Raw genomic sequence first — 18,126 nt, 5'->3', positions numbered from 1 at the left:
GGCGCCTAGAACAGGTCGATGCCGTCCAGATCGTCGGCGGCCGCAGCGTCGGCGGCCGGCTTCGCGGTGGCGGGGGCACCGCCGAGCAGGCGCTCCGTCAGGCGCGCCCGAACCTCACCCAGCGTGCAGCTCCCGATCGCCGCCTCGATCCAGGCCGGGTCGGCCGCCGCACCCGGCGCCGCGACGCGGTCCGCGCTGTCGGCGGAGAGCCGGCCGAGTTCCGCTCCGGCCGAGCGCAGCAGGCCCTCGACGTTCTGGATGCGCTGCTTGGCCCGGTCCTGGAACTGCATCGCCACGATCGCCGCCGACACATCCTGCGTGATGGCCTGCGTGGTCTCGGCGGTCTGCTGCAGGATGCCCGCGACCTGCGCGTTCTGCTCGACCAGCGCCCGCATCACCATGCGGACGCGCGTCTCGGCGGTCCGGCTCTCCTCGGACATGTCGATCGCCGCGATGTCGCCCAGCAGGGCGTGGCTGCTGCGCAGGCCGGCCGCCATGGTGCCGATCTGCTGCTTGATCACGTCCGACAGGGCGTTGATGGTCGTGGCGAGGCCGCGCACCTCGTCGGCGACCACCGCGAAGGCCGCGCCGCTGGCGCCGGCCCGGGCCGCCTCGATCTTGGCGTTCAGGGCGAGGAGGTTGGTCTGGCGGTTGATCCGCTCGATCTGCGCGACGCTGCCCTCGACCGACGTCAGGCCCTCGAGCACCCCCGTGAGCCCCTGGGCGAGGGTCGAGCCGCGGGACGACATCAGGGTGATCCGCTCGATCAGCGCGGTGAGCGTCTCGCCGAGGCCGGCGGCGACGTCGCCGAGCTGCAGGGTCTTGTCGTCGATCTGGACGGTCTGAACCGAGGCGACGAGCCCCCGGACGATCTCCGACTGCTCGCAGGTCGAGGCGGCGATGTTCTGGAAGCGGTTGGACAGGCCGTGGACGTTGGCCTCCACGTCGGTGGAGACGATCCCGAGCTCGGCGACGAGGGCGTCGAGCAGCGCCCGCTGCTGCGCCGAGAGGCCGAGCCAGGCCTGGAGCAGGTCGGCCGCCCCCGCGGCGGGTGCCGGCTCGGCCGGCATCGCGACGTGCGGCGGCGCGGGCTCGGACTCGATGGATGACGCGGCCGCCTCCGCGGGCGGGGCCGGCGGGATCGCGGCGCCGGGCGCCGCGCCCGATCCGGGCCGGTCTTCGACCCGGCCATCCCCCCGGCCATCGCCCCGGCCATCGGGTCGCAGCTCGGGACGCATCTGGGGCCGGCGAAACCGGCCCGGGACCTGCCTGAGAATGTCGTGGGCGGCTTGGAAGGACATCGGCGGGCGGATCTCTCGGCGTCGACCGATGCGCGCGGGTCAAGCGGCAATCCGACGGTCGGTGCCCGCCCGAGGCTAAGGATCGCCGTTAAAGAAAGCGTTATCGGTCGGCCGAAGGCTGCAACGGGAGACGCAGATCGCAGTATTAAATCAGGAAGACTATTCAATGCAGGGCAGACCTCCGTCCTGTGCTGGACCCGCCCCCGCGTCAGCCGCCCTCGATTGGCCGAACCTTCAGGAAGAATTTACCCGCCACGGTGTTGACTCGAACGGGGCGGCGCGTCGCCCCGCAAGTCTGTCGTCGAGGTCACGAACCCGCATGTCCGAGGCTCCCGCCCTCACGCTCGCTCCCGACTGCACCATCCGGACCGTCCGGTCGCTGCAGGACACGCTGGCGGCGGCGCTCGCCGGCGCGGCGCACCTCACCCTCGACTGCGCGGCGGTCGAGCGCGCGGACATCACCTTCGTCCAGATCGTACTCGCGGCCGACAAGGCGGCGCGGCGGCGCGGCGCCGGCGTCGCGCTGGTCAACGTCCCTCCGGCGGTGGAGAGCGCGTTCCGGCGCGCCGCGATCGCACTCCCCAGCGCGCCGGTCCTCTAGGCGCGCGCTCCAGGCGCAAGAACGGAATACGTGTCATGGCCACTGTCCTCGCCGTCGACGACTCGCCCAGCATCCGGCAGATGATCAAGGTGGTGCTCGGCCCGGCCGGCCACACGGTGATCGAGGCCGGCGACGGCGCCGAAGGCCTCGCGAAGGCCCGGAGCGAGAGCGTCAACCTCGTCATCACCGATCTCAACATGCCGGTGATGAACGGGCTGGAGATGATCAAGCAGCTGCGGACTCTGCCGAGCTGCACGGGGGTGCCGATCCTCTTCCTGAGCACGGAATCCGACGAGGGGATCAAGCAGCAGGCGAAGGCGGCCGGGGCGACCGGCTGGATCACCAAGCCGTTCAAGCCCGAGCAGCTGCTCGCCGTCGTGGGCAAGCTCGTCCGCGCCTGAGGCCGCGCGGCCGGGACGGCCCCGCCCCGCCCCGCGCGGCGGGCCTGCGGAACGCGGTGCAATCGGCTATGGACCTGGATCGACCGGCCGGGACGCCTCCGGCCGCGGGGTCTTCCAGTTCACGGGCCTTCCATGCTGAATACCGGTTCGAACGCGCCGACCGAGGACGGCAAGAGCCTGGAACGGGCCCTCGGGCACCAGGTCCGCGCCCTGCGCCGCGAGCGGGAACTCTCGGTCGCCGATCTCAGCGCGGCGGCCGGCATCTCGCCCGGCATGGTCTCGAAGATCGAGAACGGGCAGATCTCGCCGTCGCTCGCCACGGTCAACGCGGTGGCGAAGGCGCTCAACGTGCCGATCACCACCCTCTTCGCCGCCTTCGAGGAGAGCCGCGACTGCTCCTACGTGAAGAAGGGCACCGGGGTCGTCATCGAGCGGCGCGGCACGAAGGTCGGGCACATCTACGAACTGCTCGGCGCCGGCATCCGCGGCGAGACCGTGCTCGAGCCCTACCTCATCACCCTGGAGGAGGATGCCGAGGTCTATACCGGCTTCCGCCACGCGGGCATCGAGTTCATCTACATGCTGAGCGGCGAGGTGAGCTACCGCCACGCCGGGCAGGATTACCACCTCAAGCCGGGCGACGCGCTCCTGTTCGACGCCGAGGCGCTGCACGGGCCGCAGGCGCTGATCAAGCGGCCGATGACCTACCTGTCGATCATCGCCTATCCCCGGCAGTGAACGCGGCGCGCCCGCCTGCCCGACCTCGCCGCAGCCGGTGGCTAATTTCTCGGCAGGAAATTTTAGTGATCCTCAGTTGACGAATCCGGGACGCCGTGCGAGCCGTAGGCCGGCAGGCGGCACGGAGTTCGCAGCGTCATGTGCGGGATCGTCGGACTATTCCTGAAGACTCCGAGCCTGGAACCGCAGCTCGGCGCGCTGCTCTCCACGATGTTGGGGACGATGACCGATCGCGGCCCCGACAGCGCCGGCTTTGCCGTCTACGGCGACGCCGCCGCCGGGGTGAAGCTCACCTTGCGCGGGGCGGATGCGCGGGCGCTGCCCGCCGTCGTGACCCGGCTCGAGGCCGAGACGGGCCAGGACTGCGCGGCGCGCGCGCGGGATACCCACACGGTGCTGAGCGTGGACGCGGCGGCGGCGGACGCGGTCCGCGCCTGGCTCGCGGACCACGCGCCGGAGATCGACGTCGTCTCCGCGGGCCGGCGGATGGAGATCTACAAGGAGGTCGGCCTGCCCGCCGCGGTGGCGGACCGCTTCGACCTCGCCGGCATGGCGGGCAGCCACGGCATCGGCCACACCCGGATGGCGACCGAGAGCGCCGTGACCACGAACGGGGCGCACCCGTTCTCGACGGGGCTCGACGAGTGCCTCGTCCATAACGGCTCCCTGTCCAACCACAACGACCTGCGCCGGCGGCTGCGCCGGGAGGGCGTGCACTTCGCCACCAGCAACGACACCGAGGTCGCCGCCGGCTACCTGAGCTGGCGGATGCGCGCCGGCGCCTCCCTCGAGGAGGCCCTGCAGGCGAGCCTGACCGATCTCGACGGGTTCTTCACCTTCGTGGTCGGCACCCGGACGGGCTTCGCGGTCCTGCGCGACCCGATCGCCTGCAAGCCCGCCGTCATGGCCGAGACGGACGCCTACGTGGCCTTCGGCTCCGAGTACCGCGCCCTCGTGGGCCTGCCCGGTATCGAGGCCGCCCGGGTCTTCGAGCCGGAGCCCGCCAAGGTCTACGCCTGGGAGCGCCACTGATGCCGACCGTCGACCTGCGCGCCGAGCCGCTGCGCGCCCTGAACCGCGCCCTCCACGCCCTGCGTCCCGACACGAACGAGACCCGCTGGACGGTCGTGAACCCGGACGGACGGCACGCCATCGCGGCGGGCCTCGACGCCCCGGTCCACGTCGAGATCGAGGGCAATGCCGGCTACTACTGCGCCGGCATGAACAAGCGGGCCACCGTCGTGATCGGCGGCAATGCCGGGGTCGGCGTGGCCGAGAACATGATGTCGGGCGTCGTCCACGTGCGCGGCGACGCCAGCCAGTCGGCCGGCGCCACCGCCCAGGGCGGCCTGCTCCTGATCGACGGCAATGCCGGCGCGCGCTGCGGCATCTCGATGAAGGGGGTCGACATCCTCGTGAAGGGGTCGATCGGCCACATGTCGGCCTTCATGGCCCAGGCCGGAACCCTGACGGTGCTGGGCGATGCCGGCGAGGCGCTCGGTGACTCGCTCTACGAGGCCCGGCTCTACGTCCGCGGCGCGGTGACGAGCCTCGGCGCCGACTGCGTCGAGAAGCCGATGGGCGACGCGCACCGGGAACAGCTCTACGCCAAGCTCGCGGCCGCGGGCCTCGCGGGCGAGGTCGATCCGGGCGAGTTCCGCCGCTACGGGTCCGCGCGCAGCCTCTACCACTTCCACGTCGACAACGCCGGAGCCTACTGATGGCCGAGACGCCCCCGCGCACGGTCCCGCGCACCTCGGCGACCTTCACCCCCGAGGTCATGGCGGAGATCCGCCGGGCGGCCGCGACCGGCATCTACGACATCCGCGGCGCCGGCGCGAAGCGCGCGCTCCCGCATCTCGACGACCTGCTGTTCCTCGGCGCCTCGATCAGCCGCTACCCGCTGGAGGGCTACCGCGAGCGGTGCGGCACCGAGGTGGTGCTGGGCGACCGCTTCGCCGCGAAGCCGATCCGCCTGAAGACCCCGGTGACCATCGCCGGCATGAGCTTCGGCTCCCTCTCGGCCAACGCCAAGGAGGCCCTCGGCCGGGGCGCGAGCCTCGCCGGGACCTCGACCACCACGGGCGACGGCGGCATGACCCCGGAGGAGCGGGGCCACTCGCAGACGCTGGTCTACCAGTACCTGCCCTCCCGCTACGGCATGAACCCGGACGACCTGCGCCGGGCCGACGCCATCGAGGTGGTGATCGGCCAGGGCGCCAAGCCCGGCGGCGGCGGCATGCTGCTCGGGCAGAAGATCACCGAGCGAGTCGCCGGGATGCGCTGCCTGCCGCCGGGCATCGACCAGCGCTCGGCCTGCCGCCACCCGGACTGGACCGGTCCGGACGACCTCGCGATCAAGCTCGAGGAGTTGCGCGAGATCACCGACTGGGAGAAGCCGATCTACGTGAAGGTCGGGGCGAGCCGCCCCTACTACGACACCGCCCTCGCGGCGAAGTCCGGCGCCGACGTCGTCGTGCTGGACGGCATGCAGGGCGGCACCGCGGCCACGCAGGACGTGTTCATCGAGCATGTCGGCATCCCGACCCTGGCGGCGATCCGGCCCGCCGTGCAGGCCCTCCAGGACCTCGGCCTGCACCGGAAGGTCCAGCTCGTGGTCTCCGGCGGCATCCGCTCCGGCGCCGACGTCGCCAAGGTGCTGGCGCTCGGCGCCGACGCGGTGGCGATCGGCACCGCGGCGCTGATCGCGCTCGGCGACAACGATCCCCGCTGGGAGGCCGAGTACGCGGCGCTCGGCACCACGGCGGGCGCCTACGACGACTGGCACGAGGGCAAGGACCCGGCGGGCATCACCACGCAGGATCCGGAACTCGCCCGGCGGCTCGACCCCGTGCTCGGCGGCCGGCGCCTCGCCAACTTCCTCGCCGTCATGACCCTGGAGGCGCAGACCATCGCCCGCGCCTGCGGCAAGAGCCACCTCCACAACCTGGAGCCCGAGGACCTCGTGGCCCTGACGATCGAGGCCGCGGCCATGGCCCAGGTCCCGCTCGCCGGGACGGACTGGATCCCCGGCAAGGCCGGGCTGTGAGCGCCGGGCCATGAGCGCCGGGCCATGAGCGCCGGGCCGTGAGCGCGGGACCATGAGCGCCGCGCTCTGACGACCGCGCTCCGAGAGACTGGGGCCGCCGCCGGGCGACCCCTCCCCCGTTCCGGCCCTCGTCGGCCCTAGTGAGGGTGCACGCGATGTCGCTCGATCTCGAGACCGCCGCCAAGGAGCGCGGCATCAAGTACTTCCTCGTCTCGTACACCGACCTGTTCGGGACCCAGCGGGCCAAGCTGGTCCCGGCCGCGGCGATCGCCAGCACCTGTCGGAACGGCGCGGGGTTCGCGGGCTTCGCCACCTGGCTCGACATGAGCCCGGCCGATTCCGACCTCCTCGCGATCCCCGACGCGGACGCGCTGATCCAGCTGCCCTGGCGCCCCGAGGTCGGCTGGCTGCCGGCCGACCTCGTCATGGACGAGCGCCCCGTCGAGCAGGCGCCCCGCAACCTGCTGAAGCGCCTGATCGCCGAGGCGGCGGATCTCGGCCTCGCGATGAAGACCGGCGTCGAGTGCGAGTTCTTCCTGATCACCGCCGACGGCGCCGAGCCCGCCGACATGTCCGACCGGCAGACGAAGCCCTGCTACGACCAGTCGGCGCTGATGCGGCGCTACGACGTGATCAGCGAGATCTGCGACGCGATGCTCGCCCTCGGCTGGAACCCCTACCAGAACGACCACGAGGACGCGAACGGCCAGTTCGAGATGAATTGGGACTACGACGACGCCTTGGTCACCGCCGATCGCCACGCCTTCTTCAAGTACATGACCCGCTCGATCGCCGAGAAGCACGGCCTGCGCGCGACCTTCATGCCCAAGCCGTTCGCGGAGCTGACCGGCTCGGGCTGCCACGCCCACGTCTCTCTCTGGCGGGACGGGCGGAACGTCTTCGCCGACCCGTCCGACCCGACCGGCCTGTCGCCGACGGGCTACCACTTCATCGGCGGCCTGATCCACTCGGCCGACGCGCTGGCGGCGATCACCAACCCCTGCGTCAACTCCTACAAGCGGATCAACGCGCCCCGGACCAATTCGGGGGCGACCTGGGCGCCCAACACGGTGACCTACTCGGGCAACAACCGCACCCACATGATCCGCATCCCCGGGCCGGGGCGGTTCGAGTTCCGCCTCGCCGACGGGGCCGTCAACCCGTACCTGCTCCAGGCGGCGATCCTGGCGGCCGGCCTCGACGGGATCCGCAACCACCGGGATCCGGGCCCGCGCCTCGACATCAACATGTACACCGACGGCCACACGGTCGAGGGCCTGAAGCGGCTGCCCCTCAACATGCTGGACGCCCTGCGCGCCCTGTCGGGCAGCGCGATCCTCGGCGAGGCCCTGGGCCCCTTCGTGCCGAGCTATCTCAAGCTGAAGAACGAGGAGTGGAACGCCTACTGCCAGCACCTCACCCAGTGGGAGCGGGACACGACCTTGGATTGCTGAAGCCGCGCGGAACGGCCCGCGCCGCGACCGGCCGTCTCATTTCAGGTGGTAGGCCACCCCGGCGATCAGCGCCTTCTCCTCGGTGTTGAGGGTGCGCCGCGGGTCGCCGCGGAACTTGTTGTGCCAGTACTGGAAGCCGGCGAAGACCTCGACCCGGTTGGGCGTGTCGGCGAGCAGCTGCCCGACATCGAGCACGAGGTTGGTCTGCGAGACGAATTCCGGCTGCGTGTCGTACTGGTTGATCGTGCCGTAGCGGCCCTTGGGCAGGACGATGGTGTTGAAGCCGGCCAGCGACAGCGGCAGCCCGGTGAACGGCAGCGGGATCGTGTAGGTGATCTCGAATTCCGGCGTCATCTTGAACTCGACGCTGCGGAAGTGCGCGTAGTCGAAGCCCGGTACGGCATCGCGCCCGGAATTGCCCGGTACGGGACCGTTTCCCGCCAAGCCGTTGCGGGAGAATTCCTTGTAGCCCTGGACCTTCAGGTTCACAAACCCGGCCGGCACGTCGAAGGCGAAGCTCAACCCAAAGGTGCCGGCGCGCTTCTCGGAATCGAAGGTCGTGTCCTTGGTGTTGACGTCGGCCCCGAACGACAGGCCGATATCCTTGACGATACCGGGAACGGCGAGGGCCTGCGTGTCGAAGACCTGGTTGAGGCTCAGGACGCCCCGGTAGATCAGGTAGAACTCGGTGGCGCCGACGCCCTCGAACCTGCCGACCCGATTGCCCGCCGGGTCCTGGGATCCGGACCGGAGGATGTCGAGGGAGAGCAGGTTCGTCCCGTAGGCCCACGAATTGGCGTGGAACAGGTTGATCACGTTCTTGGGGACCTCGCGCCCCACGAACTGGCCGTCGGGACGCTGGACCCGGAGGCCGGGCTCCGCGGAGGGCCCCTGGAAGCGGTAGCTCACCACAGTGTCGGAGAAGGCGAAGACGGACGGCGGCGGCGCCGCCATCACGGTGGCGGCCGCGACGGGAACGCCGGCCTCCTGGCGCCTCGTGCGGGCCGCGGCCGGCGTCGGCGCCGCGGCTGAGGCGGTGGCCGGGGCCGGCTCGGGCTCGGCGCGGGCCGGACCGGCCAGCCCGGTCCCGCAGGCCAGGATCAGCAGCCCCGCAGCCGAGAGCGGGCTCACCCGGGACACCGACCGGAGCATCGCGCGCCCCTCCCCTGGCCCGTCCTCTGAACGGCGCCCCGCGGACCGCGACCGCCCCGGCGCGACGCCGGTCACAACAGCTTCCAGAACACGAGGATCATGACCGCGTAGGCGGCGATCAGCAGCGCGGCGCCCTGCAGGTTGACCCGGGTCCGCCGCGCCGGATCCGGCGTCAGCCACCAGTCCAGCCGCCGGGCCGTCCAGGGCACCATCAGGGAGGTGAGCAGCACGCTGAACACGTTGCCGATGAACAGGGCGACCGGGAAATCCACCTTCAGCAGCCCGGCGAGGATCGGCGTGCCGACCAGGACGCCCCACAGGAACACGGTCGGGTAGAGCGTCAGCACGACGATCATGTTCATCTTCCACGCCGCGGGCGCCGCCCCGCCGGGCGGCGCGACGTTGCGGAACCACTGCTCGAAGCCGCTCTGCACCGTCCGGGTGTGGAATTCCGCGGTCATCGGCACCGCCTCGGCGACCAGCGCCTGCCGCTCCGGCGAGTCCATCCAGGTGCGCAGGTTCGCCTCGCTGTCGAAGCGCAGGATCGCGACGTAGTCCTCCTGCACCCCCGGCACGGCCGGCTCGAACCGGTAGCCCTGCATGCCGGGCGCCCGCGACTGCGCGGCCGCGATCCTCTGCTCCCAACGGAGGTAGGCCGCCTCCATGCCGGGCTTCACGCGGGTGCTGATCACCGCGCTGACCGGCGAGGTCCGGGCCGCGCTGGAGTCGTCCTTGACGATGTGGACGTCGTCGCGGCCGACGAGCATCGGCGTGGCGCCCTGGATGCGGGCCTGCCGCTCGGGGGAGGCCAGCCAGGCCTTGGCCTGCTCCAGGCTGTGGAACCGCTGCACGATCACCCAGTCCACCTGCAGCGGCGGGCGCGGCGGGATCAGCTGCTGCTCGATGAAGCCGGGAAAGGCCGCCACGACGGCACTGGTGTCGGTCTGCCATCGGGCGAAGGCGTCCGCGCTCTCCGGCCGGATGGTCGTCTGCGTCACGATGCTGACGGACGTTGTGGCACCGCTCATGACCCTACGCGCTTCCGTTGCACGGCTGTCTGCACGCGCGCGTTCGTGCGGAGAGGCGGACGGCCCTCGGCCCCGCCTCCGGTCACCGCCCGGCGGGTCCGGGACGGTCCCGACGGGCTCCACCTCCGGCGGACCGGGCGACGGGTTCGTGGGCCAAGACACCGGGACGGCGACAGACTCGCGGGGACCTGCCGCTCCGCGAAACACGAGGAGAAACAACCGAGAATTGATCTTGCATCCAGCGTTCACCACTTGTCTGGCGGCACTGCCCTGCAAGCCTGCATCAGCAGACAAGCCTCTGCCGAAGTCAAGACCTCAACACGGAAGACAAATATATTATTTGTAAATACGATACGCTCTCTACAGCACTCGTCTTTTTAGCCGAAAGTCTTCGACGATATTTATCTCGCGCGCGCGGGTCCTGGAACGCCGAAATTTTTCGGCTCCAGCCCGGCCCGGCGCCCGCCACGCTGGGACGGAGCGACAACAAAAAAGAGGCGGGCTGGAGACGTTCGTTCCCCGACGCGCGCCGCCGAGGGCCCGGCCGGACGGTCCTCACCGGATAGCCTGGCCGGGCAGCCTTGTCGGGCACCCTTGGCCGGGCAGCCCCGGCCGGACGGGCCGGCGCCCCGTAAGGCAGCCTTAACACTAACCGACCATACCCGGGGGCTGTCGTAGGGCCTCTGGGGTGTGTGCGTGCCGCGATGAATGCCGTGTCAGGACCGCCCGCCGGGCTCAGCACGTCCCTGACGCCGCGCGTTCTCGACGGCAGCACCCCGCACGCCGAACCGGTGACCGGCGTCGTGGCGGGCGAGGCGGCCCGGGCGGCGTCGAGCAGCGCCGCGACGGCCCCCGCGGCGCCGGCTCTCGACCCGGCCCGGATCCGGGACCGCATCGACGCCCTGATCGACAACCAGATCACCGCCGGCCGGATCACCGGCGACCAGGGCGGCGTGCTCCGCCAGCTGCTCACCGCGCCCGAGGTCGGGGCAACCGCCGATCCGGCGGATGCCCCGGCCGCGCAACCGGCGCGTTCCGCCACCAGCGGAACTCCCGACGCGTCCCAGGACCCGACCGCGTCGGGCGACGCGCGCCTCAGCCCCAGCGAGACGCTGGCCTCCTTCATCCAGCAGATGCAGCGGACGCAGAGCCGGACCATCGGCTACGGCAGCGACGGCGCCCGCAACACCGATTTCGCCAGTTCCCGGCTGCTCGACTTCAACACCTGAGCGCGGCGCTACCAGGATCGCGCGATCCGCGAGACCCGCTGCACGGCGAGGCTGTAGGCCTCCGCATCCGCGTCGACCTGGACATGGACCCCGCGCGCGCTGGTCGTCACGACGCGGGCGCGCACGGTCCCGAGGATCGCCGCGTCGATCACCAGCTCCGTTCCGGGCGCGGCCGCGAACGCGTCGGGCATCGCCATGAGCAGGCCACCCGCGCTGACGTCGAGGATCGCCGCCCGATAGCTGCGCCCCGCGTCCCGGACCCGGGCCGAGAGCGTGACCGGAAAGCGGGGCGCCGCGCGGCGGTCGCCGGCCTCACGCATGGTGCCCTCGCGGGCAGGACGACTTCATCTCGACTATAGACACCCACACCGACCTAATAGAGACAAATACATTCTCGGTTAAGGTAAAGAGCCGGTTAACCTTCTGCCACGACACTGCGCCCGCGCGCACAGTTCCGCGCCCGCCCGTGTCGGAGCCGATGAGCGCAGACCTGCCCCTTGCCCAGCCCGCCCGCCCCGGCGCCCCCGGTCCGGAGACCGAGGCCCTGCGCCAGATCGTCGACGCCGCGGCCGGGCTGATCCTGCGCCTCGACGGTGCGGGTCGGGTGACCTTCGCGTCCGCGGGGGGCCGGTCGATCCTCGGCGCGGGCGCCGAAGGCCTGGTCGGGCATCCGCTGCGCGACGCCCTCCACCCGGAGGATGCCGGCGCCCTCGCGGACGCCGCGGGCGCGGGCCGGTCCGACACGGCGCTCGTGCGGATGCGGGGTGATCCGGGCTGGGTCGCGACGGTGCTGGTCGTGCGCGCGATCGCCGGCACGGCGGATCGGGTCGTCACGGTCCGCGCGGCCTCGGAGCCGGAGCAGACCTACGCGAACCTGCGCACGAGCCGCGACCATTACCGGGCCCTCGTCGACACGCTGCCGCAGCTCGTCTGGATGGAGCGGGCCGACACGGGCGAGACGATCTACGTCAACCAGGCCTTCGAGGCCTATTGCGGCCCGATCCCCACCACCCGCGCGGCCCGCACGGACCGGTTCCACCCCGAGGACGCCGGCCGGATCGCCGGGGCCTACGCCAAGGCCCGCGTGCAGGGCCGGTCGAGCGAGATCCAGGGCCGGGTCGCCGACCGGGCCGGCCGCTTCCGCTGGCACCAGTTCGTGGTCCGGCCCCTGCACATGGGCAGCGACCTGATCGGCTGGCTCGGCTCCGCCCTCGACATCGACGAGATCGTCAGCGCCCGGGAAGCGCTGGTCGAGAAGGGCGAGCTCCTGCGCCTGGCCCAGGAGGCGGCGGGCGCGGGCCTGTTCGACCTCGACCTCGCGAGCCGCGACCTGATCCTGTCGCCCGACAGCGCGCGCCGCCTCGGCTTCTCGGGGGACCGTCCGGCGGTGGTGAACGTCGCCGAGGGGATGCGGCGGGTCGTCCCCGCGGATCGCGCCGCGACCCTGCGGGCGGTGCGGGCGGCCGCGGCCGAGCGCAGGACCTTCGACGTCGCGTTCCGGGTGCCGGACGCGGGCGGCGGCTGCCGCTGGATCCAGGCGATCGGGCGCCCCCATCGCGACCGCGACGGCGTCGCGGCGCGGATCGTCGGCCTGACCCTCGACATCACGGCCCGGAAGGACGGCGAGCGCGCGCTGATCGCCGCCAAGGCGGCGGCCGAGGCGGCCCGCGCCGAGGCCGAGCGCGCCGACGCGGCCAAGACCGAGTTCCTCTCGGCGATGAGCCACGAGATCCGCACGCCGCTCAACGCGGTGATCGGCTTCGCCGGGCTGCTGGCCGAATCCGGCCGGCTCGACGGCGATCTCCGGCGCTACGCGGAACTCGCCGCGACCGCGGGGGCGAACCTCCGCACCGTCGTGGACGACATCCTGGACTTCTCGTCCGTCGAGGCCGGGGCGATCAACCTCGACCCCGAACCGGTCGCGCTGCGCCCCCTCGTCGATGCCTGCCTGGGCATCGTCGAGGCGCCGGCCCGCGCCAAGGGCCTCGATCTGGTCGCCCAGATCGACGCCGCGGTGCCGGACCGGCTGGTGTGCGACCCCGGGCGGCTGCGGCAGATCCTGCTGAACCTCCTCAACAACGCCGTGAAGTTCACGCCGCGGGGCCGGGTGACCGTCGACCTGTTCCACGAAGAGGCCGGTCCGCGCGGCGACACGATCCGCTTCAGCGTGACCGATACCGGGATCGGGATCGCGCCGGACCGCCAGGAACGGCTGTTCCAGCGCTTCTCGCAGGCCGACAGCTCGATCCGCCGCGCGTATGGCGGCACCGGCCTGGGGCTGGCGATCAGCCGGCGGCTGGTCGAACTGATGGGCGGCACGATGGGTCTCGTCTCCGCGGAGGGACGCGGCTCGACCTTCTGGTTCGCCCTGACCCTGCCGCGGGCGCCGGCCGCCGCGGCCCCCGTCCGGTCGGCGCCGGCGCGGCCCGGACGCACCGGGCGCATCCTCCTGGTGGAGGACGTGGAGATCAACCGCGAGCTGGCCTGCACCGTGCTCAGGGCCGCCGGTCACGTCGTCGACGTCGCGGCCGACGGTATCGGGGCGGTCCGCGCCGTCGAGGCGGCGCCCTACGATCTCGTGCTCATGGACGTCCAGATGCCGCGCCTCGATGGCATGATGGCGACGCGGCTGATCCGCTGCCTGCCGGGCCCCGCCGCGCGGGTGACCGTCGTGGCGATGAGCGCCAACGTCCTGCCGGACCAGGTTCAGGCGTTCCGGGCGGCCGGGATGGACGACCATTTCGGCAAGCCGTTCGAGCCCCAGGAACTCTGCGCCGCCGTGGCGCGGTGGCTCGGCGACCCCGCCGGCGAACCGGCCGGCGAATCCGCCGATGCGGCCCCGGAGGACGAGCCGACCCTCGACCGCGCCCGCTACGCGGACAACATGGCGCTGATCGCCCCGGACACGCTGGCGCGGCTCCTCGGACAGTTCCAGAGCCGGGCCCGAGAGGCGTTCGCGGCCCCGGATCCCGGAACCGCCGGCACGGCGGCCGGGCGCGCGACGCTGCGCGCCGAGGCGCACGCGCTCGCGGCCGCGAGCGGTCTCCTCGGCTTCATGCCGCTCAGCCGGGCCTGCGCGGCCCTGGAACAGGCCGGCGACGACGTGACCTTCGACGCGATGCTCGCCCGCGCCCGCGACCTCGCCGTGGCGGCCGTCGCGGAGACCCGGACGCTGCTCTCCGGCGGCCCCGCGTCCCTCCGGACCGCCTCGGGAGCGCGGTGATGACGACGACCCGACCGGGCGCCGGCGCCGAGGGCCGCGTCGCGATCCTGGCCGACGACGACGAGTTCTTCCGCCTCGCCATGGCGTCGCTGCTGTCCCGGCAGCTCGGCTTCGCGCGGGTGATCGAGACGGCGAGCCTGGACGAGGCGCTGGCCGCCCTCTCGGGGACGCCCGAGACCGCCCTGGCGCTGTTCGACCTGCAGATGCCCGGCATGGCGGGCGCGGGCTCCGTGGCGGCGGTCCGGGAATGCTACCCGGCGGTCAAGGCCGCCATCGTCTCGGCCTCCACCGCCCGGGCCGACGTGCTGACGGCGCTGGCCGCCGGCAGCCACGGCTACGTGCCCAAGACCCTCGGGACCGCGGAAGTGCTGCGGGCGGTCTCGGCGATCCTCGACGGCGCGATCTACGTGCCGCCCTTCATGGCGGACCCGCCGCCCAGCGCGGCCGCGCCGCCGGTCGGCGAGGTGTCGCTGACCCGTCGGCAGCGGGAGGTGCTCGAACGCATCGTGGCCGGGCGCTCCAACAAGGAGATCGCCCGGGAACTCGATCTCGGCGAGGGCACCGTGAAGGTGCACGTCGCCGCCCTCCTGCGCACCCTCGGCGTCGCCAACCGGGCGGCCGCGGCGGCCACCGGCCCGCGGATCCTCGCCGGACTAGGCCGGCCGGCCTAGTCCCGGCCGGCCCGTCCACAGCCTGTGGGCATCGCCGGGCCGCGGAGGAATGCCTGCGGGTGCTGCGCGGTCCCGGCGAGATCTTGCGGCGTCTACTGGATCGACTGCGAGGAGACCGCCTAATAGCGGCCTAGTCCTTCTTCGCTCTGTATTGTCCGCGTCGCGGAAAGGGGTGGTTAGGGATAGAGGCCGGATTCTGTCGGTGTCCTGCAAGTCACGTAGCGTATCGACATGCATCGCAGCCTCATCGCGTGGGCCGCGGCCCTGGCCGCGGCGGGATGTCCCGCGGCCCGGGCCGCCGACTGGTATACCGGGGCCGAGACGCCGGCCGGCCCGGATGCCTGGATCGTCGCCGTCGACACCTCGGCCGCGATCGCGTCGCAGGGCTCGCAGTTCGCCAGCGCCACCGTGACGGCCGCTCCGGCGGGCGACCTGCTCACCAGCGGCGTCCGCGTTCGGGTCGACGGGCTGATCGGATCGTACCGGGCCGAGAGCCCCGGCGCCCCCCGCGCCGTCGGCCAGCAGGCCGACCTCGCCGCGATGGCCGGCTACGCCCTCGTCGGCCCGGACAGCGTGCTCAGCGGCTTCGTGGGCCTGGCCGTGCGCCGCGACGAGGTCGCGCAATCCGGGCTGACCGAGACGGTGGCCCGCACGGGCGTCGGCCTGAAGACGGCGCTCGACTACTACGTCCGGCCGACCGCCTTCACGATGTTCCACGCGACCGGCACCTACAGCACCGCGTTCAACGCCTATTACGGCCGCGTCCGCTTCGGCATCGCGGCGCTGGCGGGCGGCTATGTCGGGCCGGAATTCGCCGCCCTCGGGGACGACTACTACCGGCAGTGGCGGGTCGGCGCGCATCTGAGCGGCATGCAGATCGGCGCGGTGCAGCTCGGCCTCTCGGCCGGCTACGTCCACGACCACGTGCGCAAGGGCGGCCTCTACACCGCCCTCGACATGCGGACGGGCTTCTGATGGCCCGCGCGACGCCCCTCGGCGGCCCGGCGCCCGCCCAGGCCCTTCCAACCGCCATCCCGGGCGCCATCACGGGCGCCATCCCGGCCGCCCCGGCGGCGCGCCCGCGCCTCCTGATGGCCCTCCTGTGGGCGACCTGGGCGCTCTGCGCCGCCCTCGCCCTCGGCTTCCTGACGCAGCCGGTGGGCCTGACGGCCCAGGGCGTGCTCTGCGCCGCCGCCGGAGCCGGGATGCTCGCGCTCTGGCTGCTGTTCCCCCGCCGGGGTTTCGCCCGGATGGCCTTCCTGGCGCTCGGCACGGCCGTGGTCATCCGTTACGCCTACTGGCGGGTGACCGGCACGCTGCCGACCCTCGACGATCCCGTCAGCTTCGGGCTCGGCGTCGTGCTGGCGCTGGCGGAACTCTACTGCGTGCTGATCCTCACGGTCAGCCTGATCATCAACGTCGCGCCGCTGGCCCGCGGCGCCGCGCCGGTCCTGCCCGAGGCGGACCTTCCCACCGTCGACATCTTCATTCCGTCCTACAACGAATCCGCCGAGATCCTGGGCCTCACGCTGGCGGCGGCGCGCAACCTCGACTACCCGGCCGGCCGCGCCACCGTCTGGCTGCTGGACGACGGCGGCACGGACCAGAAATGCGCCGACCCGGACCCCGCCAGGGCCGGCGCGGCGCGGGCCCGCCGCGCCGCGCTGCAGGCGCTCTGCGCCGGGCTGGGCGTCCGCTACCTGACCCGGGCGCGCAACGCGCACGCCAAGGCCGGCAACCTCAACAACGGCCTGACCCAGGCCCGCGCCGACCTCGTTCTGGTGCTCGACGCCGACCACGCGCCGTTCCGGCCGTTCCTGCGGGAGACCGTGGGCCTGTTCGCCCGCGACCCGAAGCTGTTCCTGGTGCAGACCCCGCACGTCTTCATCAACCCGGACCCGATCGAGCGGAACCTGCGGACCTTCACCCGGATGCCGTCCGAGAACGAGATGTTCTACGGGGTCACGCAGGCCGGCCTCGACAAGTGGAACGGCTCGTTCTTCTGCGGCTCGGCCGCGCTCCTCCGGCGGAGCGCCCTCGACGCGGTCGGCGGGTTCTCGGGCGTCACGATCACGGAGGATTGCGAGACCGCCTTCGAGCTGCACGCCCGCGGATGGACCAGCGCCTATGTCGACCGGCCGCTGATCGCCGGCCTCCAGCCCGAGACCTTCGCCGACTTCATCGGCCAGCGGGCGCGCTGGTGCCAGGGCATGTTCCAGATCATGCTCCTGAAGAATCCGCTGTTCAAGCGCGGCCTGAAGCCGATCCAGAGGCTCTGCTACCTGTCGAGCATGACCTTCTGGTTCTTCCCGCTGCCGCGCCTGATCTTCATGCTCGCGCCGCTGCTGCACATCTTCTTCGACGTGAAGATCTTCGTCTCCTCGATCGACGAGGCGCTGGTCTACACGGCGACCTACGTGGTCGCCAACATGATGATGCAGAACTACCTCTACGGGCACGTGCGCTGGCCGTGGGTCTCCGAACTCTACGAGTACGTGCAGGGCGTCTACCTCGCCCGCTCCATCGTCTCGGTGGTGCTGTCGCCCCGCAAGCCGAGCTTCACCGTCACCAACAAGGGCCTCGGGCTCGACCGCGACCACCTGTCGGGGCTGGCGTGGCCGTTCTTCGCGATCTTCGGGGCGCTGGCGGCGGGCTGCGCGACGGCCGCGTGGCGCTACCTCTACGAGCCGGGCGTCACCAGCCTGATGCTGGTCGTCGGGCTCTGGTGCCTGTTCAACCTCGTCATCGCGGGCGCGGCCCTCGGCGTCGTGGCCGAGCGCCGTCAGACCGAGCGCAGCCACAGCCTGCCGGTGAACCGGCGCGCCGTCGCGTCGGTCGGCGGCGCCGTGTTCGAGGTCGTGGTGGAGCGCGCCTCCGCCGAGGGCTGCCGCCTGCGCCGCTGCGACGGGTCGACCTGGCCGGCCGCGGCCGAGGCCGGGAGCCCGGGCCGGATCGTCCTCGCCGAGGGGTCCGGCGCCGTTCTCGCCTTCCGCCCGCGCGCCGGCCTGTCGGGCGACACCTGGGAGGTCGCGTGGGAAGTCGCGCCTGCGGAAGCCGGCGCCCCGCTGTTCCGCGGGCTGGCCGAGCTGATCTACGGCGACGTCTCCGCCCTGCAGGCGTTCCTGTCGGGCCGGCGCCGGCCGAAGGACCTGCTCTCCGGAAGCCTCCGCTTCCTGGCCTGGGGCATCACCGAGCCGGTCCGGGCCGTCACCTACGCGCTCCGGGACCGCGGCGCCGCTCCGGCGGCCGCTCCGGAGGTCCCGGCCGCGATCGTCCCGG

The 18,126-nt window shown here is 72.3% G+C and carries 16 protein-coding genes; 12 read left to right on the top strand and 4 right to left on the bottom strand.

What is annotated here, in order from left to right; genetic code table 11:
• Nucleotides 1–5 precede the first annotated feature (5 nt).
• Nucleotides 6–1,301: a methyl-accepting chemotaxis protein gene (locus tag ME121_RS30130; protein WP_029361172.1), complete on the bottom strand. Its 1,296-nt coding sequence runs from the start codon at nt 1,299–1,301 to the stop codon at nt 6–8.
• 319 nt (nt 1,302–1,620) lie between these two features.
• Here ME121_RS30130 and ME121_RS30125 point away from each other — a divergent pair, with 319 nt between their 5' ends.
• The 7 genes from ME121_RS30125 (at nt 1,621) to glnT (ending at nt 7,544) form a co-directional block, all read left to right on the top strand.
• Complete coding sequence (locus ME121_RS30125; RefSeq protein WP_012321724.1) at nt 1,621–1,902, top strand: STAS domain-containing protein; 282 nt, start codon at nt 1,621–1,623, stop codon at nt 1,900–1,902.
• Between the two features lie 35 nt (nt 1,903–1,937).
• Complete coding sequence (locus tag ME121_RS30120; RefSeq protein WP_024828568.1) at nt 1,938–2,303, top strand: response regulator; 366 nt, start codon at nt 1,938–1,940, stop codon at nt 2,301–2,303.
• A 132-nt stretch (nt 2,304–2,435) separates the two neighbouring features.
• Nucleotides 2,436–3,041, top strand: coding sequence for a helix-turn-helix domain-containing protein (locus tag ME121_RS30115; RefSeq protein WP_012321722.1), 606 nt, complete (start codon nt 2,436–2,438; stop codon nt 3,039–3,041).
• 138 nt (nt 3,042–3,179) lie between these two features.
• On the top strand, nt 3,180–4,073 hold the full coding sequence (locus ME121_RS30110; RefSeq protein WP_059410130.1) for a class II glutamine amidotransferase: 894 nt from the start codon (nt 3,180–3,182) through the stop codon (nt 4,071–4,073).
• The gene (locus tag ME121_RS30105; protein WP_053620621.1) at nt 4,073–4,762 is read left to right on the top strand and encodes a GltB/FmdC/FwdC-like GXGXG domain-containing protein; all 690 of its coding nucleotides are present in this window, start codon (nt 4,073–4,075) and stop codon (nt 4,760–4,762) included. The genes ME121_RS30110 and ME121_RS30105 overlap by 1 nt, the downstream gene beginning before the upstream one ends.
• Complete coding sequence (locus tag ME121_RS30100) at nt 4,762–6,090, top strand: FMN-binding glutamate synthase family protein (protein ID WP_012321719.1); 1,329 nt, start codon at nt 4,762–4,764, stop codon at nt 6,088–6,090. Before ME121_RS30105 ends, ME121_RS30100 begins: the two co-directional genes overlap by 1 nt.
• A 155-nt stretch (nt 6,091–6,245) precedes the next feature.
• Nucleotides 6,246–7,544: a type III glutamate--ammonia ligase gene (gene glnT, locus ME121_RS30095; RefSeq protein ID WP_012321718.1), complete on the top strand. Its 1,299-nt coding sequence runs from the start codon at nt 6,246–6,248 to the stop codon at nt 7,542–7,544.
• Nucleotides 7,545–7,580: 36 nt separating this feature from the next.
• Here the strand turns inward: glnT and ME121_RS30090 are convergent, their stop codons facing one another.
• Together ME121_RS30090 and ME121_RS30085 are read right to left on the bottom strand one after the other, a co-directional pair.
• Nucleotides 7,581–8,696: a hypothetical protein gene (locus ME121_RS30090; RefSeq protein WP_059410129.1), complete on the bottom strand. Its 1,116-nt coding sequence runs from the start codon at nt 8,694–8,696 to the stop codon at nt 7,581–7,583.
• Between the two features lie 71 nt (nt 8,697–8,767).
• Entirely contained in the window at nt 8,768–9,724 is a 957-nt protein-coding gene (locus ME121_RS30085; protein ID WP_029361170.1) for an antibiotic biosynthesis monooxygenase, read from the bottom strand.
• Nucleotides 9,725–10,437: 713 nt separating this feature from the next.
• Between ME121_RS30085 and ME121_RS30080 the strand changes: the two genes are divergently transcribed.
• Complete coding sequence (locus ME121_RS30080) at nt 10,438–10,953, top strand: hypothetical protein (protein ID WP_059410128.1); 516 nt, start codon at nt 10,438–10,440, stop codon at nt 10,951–10,953.
• Between the two features lie 8 nt (nt 10,954–10,961).
• Here the strand turns inward: ME121_RS30080 and ME121_RS30075 are convergent, their stop codons facing one another.
• Nucleotides 10,962–11,273 carry a PilZ domain-containing protein gene (locus ME121_RS30075; RefSeq protein WP_012321714.1) on the bottom strand — a complete coding sequence of 104 codons (312 nt, stop codon included), beginning with the start codon at nt 11,271–11,273 and terminating at the stop codon, nt 10,962–10,964.
• A gap of 158 nt (nt 11,274–11,431) precedes the next feature.
• Here ME121_RS30075 and ME121_RS30070 point away from each other — a divergent pair, with 158 nt between their 5' ends.
• From ME121_RS30070 to bcsA, 4 genes are all read left to right on the top strand, one after another.
• Entirely contained in the window at nt 11,432–14,176 is a 2,745-nt protein-coding gene (locus ME121_RS30070; RefSeq protein WP_059410127.1) for an ATP-binding protein, read from the top strand.
• On the top strand, nt 14,176–14,847 hold the full coding sequence (locus tag ME121_RS30065; RefSeq protein WP_012321712.1) for a LuxR C-terminal-related transcriptional regulator: 672 nt from the start codon (nt 14,176–14,178) through the stop codon (nt 14,845–14,847). Before ME121_RS30070 ends, ME121_RS30065 begins: the two co-directional genes overlap by 1 nt.
• Nucleotides 14,848–15,078: 231 nt before the next feature.
• Nucleotides 15,079–15,822 carry a cellulose biosynthesis protein BcsS gene (gene bcsS / locus ME121_RS30060; protein ID WP_059410126.1) on the top strand — a complete coding sequence of 248 codons (744 nt, stop codon included), beginning with the start codon at nt 15,079–15,081 and terminating at the stop codon, nt 15,820–15,822.
• Nucleotides 15,822–18,126: UDP-forming cellulose synthase catalytic subunit (gene bcsA / locus ME121_RS30055; protein ID WP_059410125.1), on the top strand; the 2,305-nt coding region annotated here is incomplete at its 3' end. The genes bcsS and bcsA, both read left to right, overlap by 1 nt.

Origin of the sequence: Methylobacterium sp. ME121, assembly GCF_000974725.1 — a bacterium.
GTDB classification, from domain to species: domain Bacteria; phylum Pseudomonadota; class Alphaproteobacteria; order Rhizobiales; family Beijerinckiaceae; genus Methylobacterium; species Methylobacterium radiotolerans.
The sequence above is the reverse complement of the archived record's forward strand: the minus strand, read 5'-3'. Positions and strand labels throughout refer to the sequence as shown.